Genomic DNA, 12,712 nt, shown 5'->3' with positions numbered 1-12,712 from the left:
CGATCTCGGCGACGCGACGCAGGACGCCTGAGGCCACCGAGGTCGCCTTCGCATTGTCGACAATGGCGGCGCGCAATCGCGCGCGGCCATGTCCGATGCACAAGTTTGGTTGGACAAGACGCCGCGGTCATGCCCCGCTTTGGGGCGGTTTCGATGCGGTTTTGGCTGGCATATCGCTTGCAGACACTGTTCGCGCAAAACAGGCACGAACAGGAGAGCAAACATGCCGCAAGACAAGCCGCCCTACGGGTCGCATCACCAGCATACGCAGCAGGACACGCATCGCCACGCGCAGGCGCGACAGACCTGCGCCGGCACGGCGCCATCGACGCTGCGCCGCCGGATGCTGCGGCTCGGCACGATGCTGGGCACCGCGATGGTGCTGTCGACACAATGGGCCGCGCCGGCCCATGCACAGGCCGCGACCAAGGTCCGCTTCCAGCTCGACTGGCGCTTCGAGGGTCCTTCGGCGCTGTTCCTGCTCGGCGAGCAGAAGGGCTACTACAAGGCCGAGAAGCTCGATGTGTCGATCGACGCGGGCAACGGCTCGGGCAATGTGGTCAACCGGGTGGCCTCCGGCACCTATGACATGGGCTTCGCCGACCTGGCCTCGGTGATGGAGTTCTACGGCAACAACCCGGACGCGAAGAACAAGCCGGTGGCCGTGATGATGGTCTACAACAATACGCCGGCCGCGGTGCTGGCGCTGAAGAAGTCGGGCATCAAGGCGCCGAAGGACCTGGCCGGCAAGAAGCTCGGCGCCCCGGTGTTCGACGCGGGCCGCCGCGCCTTCCCGATCTTCGCCAGGGCCAACGGCCTGCAGGCATCGAGCTTCAACTGGCAGGCGATGGACCCGACGCTGCGCGAGACCATGCTGACGCGCGGCGATCTCGATGCGATCACCGGTTTCTCGTTCACCTCGATCCTGAACCTCAATGCGCGCGGCGTGAAGGACGAGGACATCGTGGTGCTGCCGTACCCGCAATACGGCGTCAAGCTGTACGGCAATGCGGTGATCGCGTCGGAGGACTTCCTGAAGAAGAACCCCGAGGCGGTCAAGGCCTTCCTGCGCGCGTTCGCGAAGTCGGCGCGCGACGTGATCGCGAGGCCCGAGGAAGGCATCAAGGCGGTCAAGGCGCGCGACGGCATCATCGACGAGAAGCTGGAGGTCCGGCGCCTGAAGCTGGCGCTCGATAGCGTGGTCAGGTCGCCCGACGCGAAGGCCGACGGCTTCGGCCGCGTCAACAAGCCGCGGCTGTCGCTGATGGCGTCGCAGGTCGCCGATGCGTTCGGCACCAAGGGCCGGATCAATCCGGATGCGCTGTGGACCGACGCCTATCTGCCATCGGCGGCCGAACTGGACGTGCTGCGATGACGGTGGAAACTGCGCCGATCGCTGTTGCACCGGCCGCGCCGCCCGGCGCGGATGCCGAATCTCCCTTCGTCGACTTCAACCGCGTCTGGCTGGCCTACAACGACGAGCTCGCCCGCAAGGGCGAGTTCGCGGTCGAGGACATCTCGCTGCAGGTGCAGCCGGGCGAGTTCATCGCGATCGTCGGGCCGTCGGGCTGCGGCAAGTCGACCTTCATGAAGCTCGCCACCGGGCTGAAGCCGGCCACGCGCGGCGTGGTCAAGATCGCCGGCGAGAAGGTGACGGGCCCGCTGAAGATGGTCGGCATGGCCTTCCAGGCGCCGACGCTGCTGCCGTGGCGCACCACGCTGCAGAACGTGATGCTGCCGCTGGAGATCGTCGAGCCGTACCGCTCGACGCTGCGGGCCCGCCGCGACGAATACGTCGAGCGCGCCCGCACGCTGCTGAGCACCGTGGGCCTGGCCGGCTACGAGGACAAGTACCCGTGGCAGCTGTCGGGCGGCATGCAGCAGCGCGCGTCGATCTGCCGCGCGCTGATCCACGAGCCGCGCATGCTGCTGCTGGACGAACCGTTCGGCGCGCTCGACGCCTTCACGCGGGAAGAACTGTGGTGCGTGCTGCGCGACCTGTGGCAGGCCCAGCGCTTCAACGTGATCCTGGTCACCCACGATCTGCGCGAGGCGGTGTTCCTCGCCGACACGGTCTACGTGATGAGCCAGCGGCCGGGCCGCATCCTGATGCGCAAGCCGATCGCGCTGCCGCGTCCGCGCGATCTGGAACTGACCTATACCGAACCCTTCGCCGATCTGGTGCACACGCTGCGCGAGAAGATCGGCCATGTCCGCCAGCACTGAGATGACCACGTTGACCGATTCGACGCAGCGGCGCGTGGAGCGCGTCGCGCCCTGGCTGCTGCTGGCCGCCTGCCTGCTGCTGTGGCAGGGCGCCTGCATGATCTTCGAGGTGTCCGATTTCATCCTGCCGAGCCCGGCGGCCATCGTGGTGTCGCTGGTCGACTACTGGGACGTGATCGCGGCCCATGCCTGGCGCACCTTCTGGACCACGATGGTGGGCTTCGGCATCGCGATCGCGGTCGGCGTGGTGCTCGGCCTGCTGATGGGCTCGTCGCGGCTCGCGTATGCGGCCGGCTATCCGTTGATGACGGCGTTCAACGCGCTGCCCAAGGCCGCCTTCGTGCCGATCCTGGTGGTGTGGTTCGGCCTCGGCGCCGGGCCGGCGATCCTGACGGCGTTCCTGATCTCGTTCTTTCCGGTGATGGTCAATATCGCCACCGGGCTGGCGACGCTGGAGCCCGAGCTGGAGGACGTGCTGCGCGTGCTCGGCGCCCGGCGTACCGACGTGCTGTTCAAGGTCGGACTGCCGCGCGCGATGCCGTATTTCTTCGCGTCGCTGAAGGTCGCGATCACGCTGGCCTTCGTCGGCACCACGGTGTCGGAGATGAACGCGGCCAACGAGGGCATCGGCTATCTGCTGGTATCGGCCGGCTCGGCGATGAAGATGCCGCTGGCCTTCGCCGGCCTGGTGGTGATCGCGGTGATGGCGATGGCGATGTACGAGCTGTTCGCCGTGCTGGAGAAGCGGATGACGGGGTGGGCGCATCGGGCGTGAGGGGCGAAACACGAGCCTACGCTTCACCCTCGGTTTTCTCCCCTCTCCCACTTGTGGGAGAGGGGTGGGGGAGAGGGCAGGGCGTTCGCCATGGTCCATGGCGTCGGCATGGCCACTGCCGTTTGCCCTCTCCCCCAACCCTTCTCCCGCAAGCGGGAGAGGGGAGTACCGGTCTGCTCAGACGTATTCGAGCGGCAGCGCCGTCGTGTACTTGATCTGCTCCATCGCGAAGCTGGAGCTGACGTCGGCCAGCTCGGCGCCCTGGATCAGCCGCTTGTAGACGCGGTCGTAGGCGGCGATGTCCGGCACCACGACGCGCAGCAGGTAGTCGGTGTCGCCCGCCATCCGGTAGAACTCGGTGACCTCGGGAATCGATGCCACCAGCCCGTGAAAGGTCTTGAGCCACTTCGCGCTGTGCTGGCTGGTGCGGACCGACACGAACACGGTGACGCCGACGTTCAGCTTGGCGGCATCGAGCAGCGCCACGCGCTTGCGGATCACGCCGGCCTCCTGCAGCTTCTGCACACGGCGCCAGCATGGCGTCGAGGTCAGGCCGACCCGTTCGGCCAGTTCGGCCACCGGCAGGTCGGCGTTCTGTTGCAGCTCGGCCAGAATCTGGCGGTCGTATCGGTCGAATCGGTCCATTGCGCTTGCTCCGTCGGTGTTGCGGGGGTTCGGTGGATCGCGAACCGGCGGGCGGCGCGCATCAGCGCGCCATCCTGCGCTAGCCGGCCGCCACCGGCAGATTGACGCCGGTGGCGATCTGCGCGGCCTCGACGCCGTACAGATGCAGCGAGATGGCGATGTCGTCCGCCGCGCCATGGCCCTGTTCCATCGCGCGGCCCGGATGGCCGAGCGAATGGATATGCCCGAGCCCGGCCGGCACGCTGAACACCGCGCCGGATTCGCGCATCACGCCGCCGCTTGGCCGCGCCAGCTGCGCCGCCTCGTCCCAGCGGTAGTGCTGCTCATACAGCGTGCCTTGCAGCACGCGGTAGGCGCACCAGGTCCGGTGCCCATGCACGGGGCTCGCCTGCCCCGGGCGCCAGACCAGCAGCATCGCCGAGAAGCGCGCCATCGGGTCGGCATAGACCAGATGGCGCGTATAGCCATCCGGACTGCCGGCACGCGCGGCCGCGGGCAACAGCGCCAGCAGCGCGTCGGCGTCGTCGCCGAGGCAGGCCTGGACCTGCGCCGCCACGGTCCGCGCGCTGTCGTCGAACACCCGCGCCAGCGCCGGCGACAGCGCGGACAGTGCGGCCTGCGGGCCGGCGGGCAGGGACGAGGACGGGCGCGGCTTCGGTTCGGCGTGCAGGCTGGGCATGGGGACTCCGCAGGGCAAGGGATAAGCGACAAGGGATCGGATGGGTCCGATCATAGCCAGCGGGGCCGAGCAAGCCGATCTAAAATGTGGTGCCGAAGCGATCCAATGGAGGATGATATTCCGTTTTTGCGGGCCGTCATGGAATATTTTTGCGCAGGCGGCCGCCGGGAGATAATGCGCCATGGAAATCAAATGGCTTGAAGACTTCGTCAGCCTGGCCGAGACGCACAGTTTCTCGCGCTCGGCCGAGCTGCGGCACGTGACCCAGCCCGCCTTCTCGCGCCGCATCCAGTCGCTCGAGGCCTGGCTGGGCACCGAGCTGATCGACCGCTCCAGCTATCCGACCAACCTGACCCCGGCCGGCAAGGTGTTCTACGAGCAGGCGCTGGCGATGCTGGCCCAGGTCAGCGAGACCCGCGCGCTGATGCGCGGCCAGCGTTCGGCCAACGCGCAGATGCTGGAATTCGCGGTGCCCCACACGCTGTCGCTGACCTTCTTTCCCGAATGGCTGAAGACGCTGGAGCGGCAGGTCGGCACGCTGGCCTGCCGGCTGCGCGCGCTGAACGTGCACGACGCGGTGCTGATGCTGGTCGAGGGCGGCTGCGACCTGGTGATGGTCTACCACCATCCCCGCCAGGCGATCCAGCTCGATCCCTCGCATTACGACATGCTGGTGCTCGGCGTCGAACGGATGTCGCCGTTCAGCGTGCCGGACGCCGGCGGCAAGCCGCTGTACCGGCTGCCGGGCACCGACCGCAAGCCGGTTTCCTTCCTCAGCTATACGCCGAACGCCTTCCTCGGCCGCATGGTCGAGATGCTGCTGTCGGACACCAGCGAATCGTTCAAGCTGGACAAATGCTACGAGACCGATATGGCCGAGGCGCTCAAGGTGATGGCGCTGGCCGGCCACGGCCTGGCCTTCCTGCCGGAGAGCGCGGTGCGCGAAGAGCTCGCGCAGGGCCGGCTGGTGCGCGCAGAGGGGCCGCGCGCCGCGCCGCTGTCGATCGAGATGGAAATCCGGCTGTACCGGGCGCGGCCCGGCGAGCATGGCAACGACCGGCGCGGCAGCCAGCTGCGCCGCAAGCGCGAGCTGGTCGACCGCATCTGGGCCAGCCTGTCGGCCGGCGCGGCGCCGATCGAGGGCAGGGCTGTCTGAGTCCCGGGGCGGCGGCGGCGAATCGCGCGACGCCCCCCCCACTTTGGTGGGGTATCGGGGGCGGCGAGGACCCCTTCAAACGTTATGCATTTCCTGCATGACCGAATGACCAAACGGCATTGGATTTCCCCGGGGCGGCGCCCCTAAGCTTGTCGCCATTCCATTTCCGGATTTCCATGATGTCTTCCGAATCGCCGATCATCACCGCCTCCGCGCATTCCGTCCCCTCCTATCTGAACGCCGACAATCTCGGTCCCTGGGGCATCTACCTGCAACAGGTCGACCGCGTGACGCCCTACCTGGGCTCGCTGGCCCGCTGGGTCGAAACGCTGAAGCGCCCCAAGCGCGCGCTGGTGGTCGACGTGCCGATCGAGATGGATGACGGCACCATCGCCCACTTCGAGGGCTACCGCGTCCAGCACAACACCTCGCGCGGCCCGGGCAAGGGCGGCGTGCGCTTCCACCAGGACGTGACGCTGTCCGAGGTGATGGCGCTGTCGGCCTGGATGTCGATCAAGAACGCGGCCGTCAACGTGCCGTACGGCGGCGCCAAGGGCGGCATCCGCGTCGACCCGCGCAAGCTGTCGCGCGCCGAGCTCGAACGCGTGACGCGCCGCTATACCAGCGAAATCAACATCATCATCGGACCGAACAAGGACATCCCGGCGCCGGACGTCAACACCAACGAACAGGTGATGGCGTGGATGATGGACACCTATTCGATGAACGAGGGCAGCACGTCGACCGGCGTGGTCACCGGCAAGCCGATCTCGCTGGGCGGCTCGCTGGGCCGCCGCGAGGCGACCGGCCGCGGCGTGTTCGTGGTCGGCGTCGAGGCCGCGCGCAATCTGGGCCTGGAAATCAAGGGCGCGCGCATCGTCGTGCAGGGCTTCGGCAATGTCGGCAGCGTCGCCGCCAAGCTGTTCCACGAGGCCGGCGCCAAGGTCATCGCGGTGCAGGACCACAAGACCGCGCTGTTCGACCCGGCCGGCCTGAACGTGCCGGCGCTGATCGAGCACGTGTCGCACAACGGCACCATCGAGGGCTTCCGCGCCGAAACCATCAGCGCCGAGCAGTTCTGGCAGACCGAGAGCGAGATCCTGATCCCGGCCGCGCTGGAAGGCCAGATCACCGCCGCCAATGCGCCCCACATCAAGACCCGCATGGTCATCGAAGGCGCCAACGGCCCGACCACGCCGGAAGCGGACGACATCCTGCGCGAGCGCAATATCCTGGTGGCGCCGGACGTGATCGCCAACGCCGGCGGCGTCACGGTGTCGTACTTCGAATGGGTGCAGGACTTCTCCAGCTTCTTCTGGACCGAAGAAGAAATCAACCAGCGGCTGGTACGGATCATGCAAGAGGCGTTCCGCTCGATCTGGCAGGTCGCGCAGGAGAACAAGGTCACGCTGCGGACCGCGGCGTTCATCATTGCCTGTACCCGCATCCTGCAGGCGCGCGAAATGCGTGGCCTGTATCCCTGATCGATACGCGCGATATCGGGGCGATCGGACCCGGATCGGACCCGCGTTGGGGCAGGCGCAATGCTGCGATGCACCAAGGCGGGGTCCGGACCACAGCGAGGCGGCAGCCGGAGATATTCCGGCTGCCGCTTTTTTTATTACAGCCGCGTGGCGCAGCCGATTGCCGGACAGCGGCGGCTAGGGAAATACCCGTTGTATCCGAGCGTCGGCTTGCGCAATACTATTTCGTCGGCGGCACGTTTCTTGTTAGAGTCCCGCCTTTCTCTCATGGTCAAGGAGATGTTATGAAGGTTGCCAAACTGGCTGCGCTGATGATTGCGGCAGGCGTGCTGTGCGGTACCGCACAAGCGGCCGAGCAATTGACCGGCACGCTGAAGAAGATCAAAGATACGGGTGTCATTACGCTGGGCGTGCGGGAATCGTCGATTCCCTTCAGCTATAACCTCGGCGGCGTCCGCACCGTCGGCTATTCCTATGACATCAACGTCAAGATCGTCGAAGCGATCAAGGATCAGCTGAAGCTGCCGAATCTGCAGGTCAAGGAAATTCCGATTACCTCGCAGAACCGCATTTCGCTGCTGCAGAACGGCACCATCGATATCGAGTGCGGCTCGACCACCAATAATCTGGACCGCCAGAAACAGGTCGCCTTCAGCAACACCATCTTCATCATCGGCACCCGCTTCATGACCAAGAAGGACAGCGGGATCAAGGACTGGGCCGACCTGAAGGGCAAGAACGTCGTCACCACCGCCGGCACCACCTCCGAGCGCCTGCTGCGCACGATGAACGACCAGCAGAAGCTGGGCATGAACATCATCAGCACCAAGGACCACGGCCAGTCGTTCCTGACGCTGGAGTCGGGCCGCGCCGCCGCCTTCATGATGGACGACGCGCTGCTGTACGGCGAGCGCGCCAAGGCCCGCAATCCGGCCGACTGGGTCGTCACCGGCAAGCCGCAGTCGCGCGAATCGTACGGCTGCATGCTGCGCAAGGACGATGCGCCGTTCAAGAAGGTCGCCGACAACGTGATCGCCAACCTGATGAAGACCGGCGAGATCAACAACCTCTACGCCAAGTGGTTCACCCAGCCGGTGCCGCCGAAGGGCCTGAACCTGGACTTCCCGATGTCCGACGACATGAAGGCACTGATCAAGAACCCGAACGACAAGGCGCTCGACTGATTCGGCTCCAGTCACGCGTGTGAAACGGAAGGCGTGCGCGAAGGCATGTCCTTCCGTTTCTTTTTGAGGACGCATCATGAATTACAACTGGCATTGGGGTGTATTCCTCGAAGAAGCCGCGATGAACGAGACCTATCTCGACTGGATGATTTCCGGTCTGAAGGTCACCATCGCGCTCGGCCTGACTTCGTGGGTGATCGCCCTGATCATCGGCTCGATTCTCGGCGTACTGCGCACGGTTCCGAATAAATTCCTGTCGGGTATCGCGGCCACCTACGTCGAAATCTTCCGCAATATTCCGCTGCTGGTGCAGCTGTTCATCTGGTATTTCGTGGTTCCCGAATTGCTGCCGTTCGGCGAATCGATCAAGCAGATGAATCCGTTCACCCAGCAATTCCTGGCCGCGATGTTCTGCCTCGGCACGTTTACCGCCGCGCGGATCTGCGAACAGGTGCGCTCGGGCATCAACTCGCTGCCGCCGGGCCAGCGCAACGCCGGCCTGGCGATGGGCTTCACGCTGCCGCAGACCTATCGCTACGTGCTGCTGCCGATGTCGTTCCGCGTCATCGTGCCGCCGCTGACCTCCGAATTCCTGAACATCTTCAAGAACTCGGCGGTGGCGTCGACGATCGGCCTGCTGGAACTGGCGGCGCAGGGGCGCCAGCTGGTCGACTACACGGCGCGGCCGTACGAGTCCTTCATCGCGGTCACGCTGATGTACGCGCTGATCAATATCGTCGTCATGCTGGGAATGCGCTGGGTGGAAAAGCGCACGCGCGTGCCGGGCTTCATCGGCAGCAAGTAAGGGGAACGCGATGGCTTATTCATTCGATTTCACCTCGATCAACGCCGATACGCTGCACGTGCTCGGCGAGGGCATGATGGTGTCGCTGAAGATCACCGCCACCGCGGTGGTGGTCGGCATCGTCTGGGGCACCATCCTGGCGATGATGCGCCTGTCCTCGGTCAAGCCGCTGAACTGGTTCGCGCAGGGCTACGTCACCATCTTCCGCTCGATACCGCTGGTGATGGTGCTGCTCTGGTTCTTCCTGATCATTCCGCAGGTGCTGCAGTCGATCTTCAATCTGTCGCCGGCGACCGATCTGCGGATGACGTCGGCGCTGGTCGCCTTCGCGCTGTTCGAGGCGGCCTATTACTCGGAGATCATCCGCGCCGGCATCCAGAGCGTGTCGCGCGGGCAGATGTACGCGGCGCAGGCGCTCGGCATGACCTATGGGCAGACCATGCGGCTGGTGGTGCTGCCGCAGGCGTTCCGCAACATGGTGCCGCTGCTGCTGACGCAGGGCATCATCCTGTTCCAGGATACCTCGCTGGTCTACGTCAGCGCGCTGGCCGATTTCTTCGGGCAGGCGTATGGCATCGGCGAACGCGATGGCCGCATCGTCGAGATGCTGCTGTTCGCGGGTCTGGTCTATTTCGTGATCTGTTTTTCCGCATCGTTGCTGGTCAAGCGATACCAGAAAAAGGTGGCTGTATGATCGAAATCAATAACGTTTCCAAGTGGTACGGCTCCTTCCAGGTGCTGACCGATTGCACCACGCGCGTGGCCAAGGGCGAAGTGGTGGTGGTGTGCGGCCCGTCCGGTTCGGGCAAGTCCACGCTGATCAAGACCGTCAATGCGCTCGAGCCCTTCCAGAAGGGCGAGATCCTGGTCGACGGCACCTCGGTCGGCGGACCGAAGACCGACCTGCCGAAGCTGCGTTCGCGCGTCGGCATGGTGTTCCAGAACTTCGAACTGTTCCCGCACCTGTCGATCACCGAGAACCTGACCATCGCGCAGATCAAGGTGCTGGGCCGCTCGCGCGACGAGGCGATGGCCAAGGGCATGAAGTATCTGGAGCGCGTGGGCCTGAAGAACCAGGCCAACAAGTATCCGGGACAGCTGTCGGGCGGCCAGCAGCAGCGCGTGGCGATCGCGCGCGCGCTGTCGATGGATCCGATCTGCATGCTGTTCGACGAGCCGACCTCGGCGCTGGACCCGGAGATGGTCAACGAGGTGCTCGACGTGATGGTGCAGCTGGCCCATGAGGGCATGACGATGATGTGCGTGACCCACGAAATGGGCTTTGCCCGCAAGGTGGCGAACCGCGTGATCTTCATGGACCAGGGCCATATCGTCGAGGACACGCCGAAGGAGGAGTTCTTCGGCAATATCGAGGCGCGTTCGGAACGGGCCCGCCAGTTCCTGTCGAAGATCCTGCAGCACTGAGGTCTTCGCTGTCCCGGCAGTTCTCCCTCTCCCCCTCAGGGGGAGAGGGCCGGGGAGAGAGGTTTTTTCCGGCGACAGCGCGCGTGAAGACGCTGCTGCCCTCTCCCCCAACCCCTCTCCCGCCAGCGGGAGAGGGGAGTCAAGGCTCCCTTCAGGTTTCCCTTCGCGTTTCCCGTCAAGTACAGGCCGAATTGGCCGCGTTGCGCGCCTGCACCTCGGGCGGAATCGGCACCGTCAGCGTCATCGTCGGCTGCCCGGCCTCGAACATCATCAGTTCCCCGGGCGCGAACGGCGTCCATACCTCGTCGTCGGTCAGCGGCGCGGTGGCGATCACCGCCACCCGGTCTTCCGGCGTGGTCACCTGGGCAAAGTCGATCGACAGGTCCGCGTCGATCAGATGCGCGGTCGAGAACGGCCACTGGCGCACCAGGTAATACAGCCGCGTCGAACAGTGCGCGAACAGCGCCTGCCCATTGCTCAGCAGATAGTTGAAGACGCCGTACAGCGTGATTTCGCGCGTGATGTCGGCCAGCGCGTGGCACAGCTCGTTCAGCGGCGGCTGGGAGCCGGGGAAACGCTTGCGCAGCCCCTGCATCAGCGCGCAGAAGGCGAGCTCGCTGTCGGTGTCGCCGACCGGCTGATAGACGCCGGACAGGAACGGCGAGAAGCCCTTCAGGTCGCCGTTGTGGGCGAAGATCCAGTGGCGGCCCCACAGCTCGCGCATGAACGGGTGGCAGTTCTCCAGCCGCACCGTGCCCTGGGTCGCCTTGCGGATATGGGAGATGACGTTCTTCGACTTGATCGGATAGTGCTTGATCAGGTCCGCCACCGGCGAGGTGCCGGCCGACTGGTTGTCGATGAACAGCCGGCAGGCCTTGTCCTCGAAGAACGCGACACCGAAGCCGTCGGCATGGTGATCGGTGACGCCGCCGCGCGCGGCGAAGCCGGTGAAGGAGAACGTCACGTCGGTCGGCGTGGCGCAGTTCATGCCGAGCAGCTGGCACATGGCGTGGGACCGGGGCGGCGTGAGGGCCGGCCGATTGCAATAGAATTGCGACATTATCCCGCCGGGCCGGGCGTTCTGCCAAGCACGTCCACGGCCGCCGGCGCGGTCCGCCGGGACGGCCGAATCGCCCGTCGATCCGCTTCAATCCGCCTCCAACGAGCCCTTCCGCCATGAGCCAATACAAGATTGCCGTGATCCCTGGAGACGGGATCGGCACCGAAGTGATGCCCGAAGGCATCCGCGTGATGGACGCCGCTGCGCGCCGTTTCGGCATCGACCTGCAGTGGGACCACTTCGATTTTTCCAGCTGCGACTATTACGCACGCCACGGCAAGATGCTGCCGGACGACTGGTTCGATACGCTCTCGCGCTATGACGCGATCTACTTCGGCGCGGTCGGCTGGCCGGCGACGGTGCCCGACCATGTGTCGCTGTGGGGCTCGCTGCTGCAGTTCCGGCGCGCGTTCGACCAGTACGTGAACCTGCGCCCGGTCCGGCTGATGCCGGGCATCCGCAGCCCGCTGGCCGACCGCAAGCCCGGCGACATCGATTTCTACGTGGTGCGCGAGAACACCGAGGGCGAGTATTCCAGCATCGGCGGCCGGATGTTCCCGGGTACCGAGCGCGAGGTCGTGATCCAGGAAACGGTGATGAGCCGGATCGGCGTCGACCGCATCCTGAAGTTCGCGTTCGAGCTGGCCAGCAAGCGTCCGAAGAAGCATCTGACTTCGGCCACCAAGTCCAACGGCATCTCGATCACGATGCCGTACTGGGACGAGCGGGTCGAGGCGATGGCGGCAAACTATCCCGGCCTGAAGGTCGACAAGTACCACATCGACATCCTGACCGCGAACTTCGTGCTGCATCCGGACTGGTTCGACGTGGTGGTGGCCAGCAATCTGTTCGGCGACATCCTGTCGGACCTCGGGCCGGCGTGCACCGGCACCATCGGCGTGGCGCCGTCGGCCAATATCAATCCCGAGCGGACCTTTCCGAGCCTGTTCGAGCCGGTCCACGGCTCCGCGCCCGATATCGCCGGCCGCGGCATCGCCAATCCGATCGGGCAGATCTGGTGCGGAGCGATGATGCTCGAACACCTGGGCCATGCCGATGCCGGCGCCGCCGTGCTCGGTGCGATCGAATCGGTGCTGGCCGCCGGACCCGCGCACGCGCCGCTGACGCGCGATATCGGCGGCAACGCCGGCACCGCGGACCTCGGCCGCGCGATCGCGGAAGCGCTGTGAGCGAGGCCGCCAAGCCGGGCATGGACCCGCGCGCGCTGCTGCGCGAGAGCTTCGATGCCGCGGTCGCGGCCGCCGATCCGCTG

13 protein-coding genes are annotated in these 12,712 nt (G+C 65.7%); 10 read left to right on the top strand and 3 right to left on the bottom strand.

All coding sequences use genetic code 11. The features are described 5' to 3' along the window. Window positions 1–376: 376 nt before the first annotated feature. The 3 genes from B551_RS03760 to B551_RS03750 are packed head-to-tail and all read left to right on the top strand — an operon-like array spanning window position 377 to window position 3,001. Entirely contained in the window at window positions 377–1,375 is a 999-nt protein-coding gene (locus B551_RS03760; RefSeq protein ID WP_370646757.1) for an ABC transporter substrate-binding protein, read from the top strand. Continuing rightward, window positions 1,372–2,226, top strand: a complete 855-nt coding sequence (locus B551_RS03755) for an ABC transporter ATP-binding protein (RefSeq protein WP_006578976.1) — start codon at window positions 1,372–1,374, stop codon at window positions 2,224–2,226. Before B551_RS03760 ends, B551_RS03755 begins: the two co-directional genes overlap by 4 nt. A gap of 1 nt (window position 2,227) precedes the next feature. Then, window positions 2,228–3,001: an ABC transporter permease gene (locus B551_RS03750; protein ID WP_023263501.1), complete on the top strand. Its 774-nt coding sequence runs from the start codon at window positions 2,228–2,230 to the stop codon at window positions 2,999–3,001. 177 nt (window positions 3,002–3,178) lie between these two features. Here B551_RS03750 and B551_RS03745 read toward each other — a convergent pair whose 3' ends face one another. Next, window positions 3,179–3,646, bottom strand: coding sequence for an Lrp/AsnC family transcriptional regulator (locus B551_RS03745; RefSeq protein WP_006578978.1), 468 nt, complete (start codon window positions 3,644–3,646; stop codon window positions 3,179–3,181). A 79-nt stretch (window positions 3,647–3,725) separates the two neighbouring features. Further along, window positions 3,726–4,325: a cysteine dioxygenase family protein gene (locus tag B551_RS03740; RefSeq protein WP_023263500.1), complete on the bottom strand. Its 600-nt coding sequence runs from the start codon at window positions 4,323–4,325 to the stop codon at window positions 3,726–3,728. A 181-nt stretch (window positions 4,326–4,506) separates the two neighbouring features. Between B551_RS03740 and B551_RS03735 the strand changes: the two genes are divergently transcribed. The 6 genes from B551_RS03735 to B551_RS03710 all read left to right on the top strand — a co-directional run bounded on the left by B551_RS03735 (window position 4,507) and on the right by B551_RS03710 (window position 10,379). After that, window positions 4,507–5,481: a LysR substrate-binding domain-containing protein gene (locus tag B551_RS03735; protein ID WP_006578980.1), complete on the top strand. Its 975-nt coding sequence runs from the start codon at window positions 4,507–4,509 to the stop codon at window positions 5,479–5,481. A 179-nt stretch (window positions 5,482–5,660) separates the two neighbouring features. After that, window positions 5,661–6,965: a Glu/Leu/Phe/Val dehydrogenase gene (locus tag B551_RS03730; protein WP_006578981.1), complete on the top strand. Its 1,305-nt coding sequence runs from the start codon at window positions 5,661–5,663 to the stop codon at window positions 6,963–6,965. A 284-nt stretch (window positions 6,966–7,249) separates the two neighbouring features. Next, complete coding sequence (locus B551_RS03725) at window positions 7,250–8,149, top strand: glutamate/aspartate ABC transporter substrate-binding protein (RefSeq protein WP_006578982.1); 900 nt, start codon at window positions 7,250–7,252, stop codon at window positions 8,147–8,149. A gap of 76 nt (window positions 8,150–8,225) precedes the next feature. After that, window positions 8,226–8,954 carry an amino acid ABC transporter permease gene (locus tag B551_RS03720; RefSeq protein ID WP_006578983.1) on the top strand — a complete coding sequence of 243 codons (729 nt, stop codon included), beginning with the start codon at window positions 8,226–8,228 and terminating at the stop codon, window positions 8,952–8,954. Between the two features lie 10 nt (window positions 8,955–8,964). Beyond that, window positions 8,965–9,648, top strand: coding sequence for a glutamate/aspartate ABC transporter permease GltK (gene gltK, locus B551_RS03715; RefSeq protein WP_006578984.1), 684 nt, complete (start codon window positions 8,965–8,967; stop codon window positions 9,646–9,648). Next, the gene (locus tag B551_RS03710) at window positions 9,645–10,379 is read left to right on the top strand and encodes an amino acid ABC transporter ATP-binding protein (RefSeq protein WP_006578985.1); all 735 of its coding nucleotides are present in this window, start codon (window positions 9,645–9,647) and stop codon (window positions 10,377–10,379) included. Before gltK ends, B551_RS03710 begins: the two co-directional genes overlap by 4 nt. Before the next feature lie 175 nt (window positions 10,380–10,554). Here the strand turns inward: B551_RS03710 and B551_RS03705 are convergent, their stop codons facing one another. Continuing rightward, window positions 10,555–11,385, bottom strand: coding sequence for a class II glutamine amidotransferase (locus B551_RS03705; RefSeq protein WP_006578986.1), 831 nt, complete (start codon window positions 11,383–11,385; stop codon window positions 10,555–10,557). A gap of 170 nt (window positions 11,386–11,555) precedes the next feature. Here B551_RS03705 and B551_RS03700 point away from each other — a divergent pair, with 170 nt between their 5' ends. Next, window positions 11,556–12,629: a tartrate dehydrogenase gene (locus tag B551_RS03700; RefSeq protein WP_006578987.1), complete on the top strand. Its 1,074-nt coding sequence runs from the start codon at window positions 11,556–11,558 to the stop codon at window positions 12,627–12,629. Window positions 12,630–12,712: the final 83 nt, after the last annotated feature.

The sequence above is a fragment of the Cupriavidus sp. HPC(L) genome (assembly GCF_000307735.3).
In the GTDB taxonomy this organism is placed as follows: domain Bacteria; phylum Pseudomonadota; class Gammaproteobacteria; order Burkholderiales; family Burkholderiaceae; genus Cupriavidus.
The sequence above is the reverse complement of the archived record's forward strand: the minus strand, read 5'-3'. Positions and strand labels throughout refer to the sequence as shown.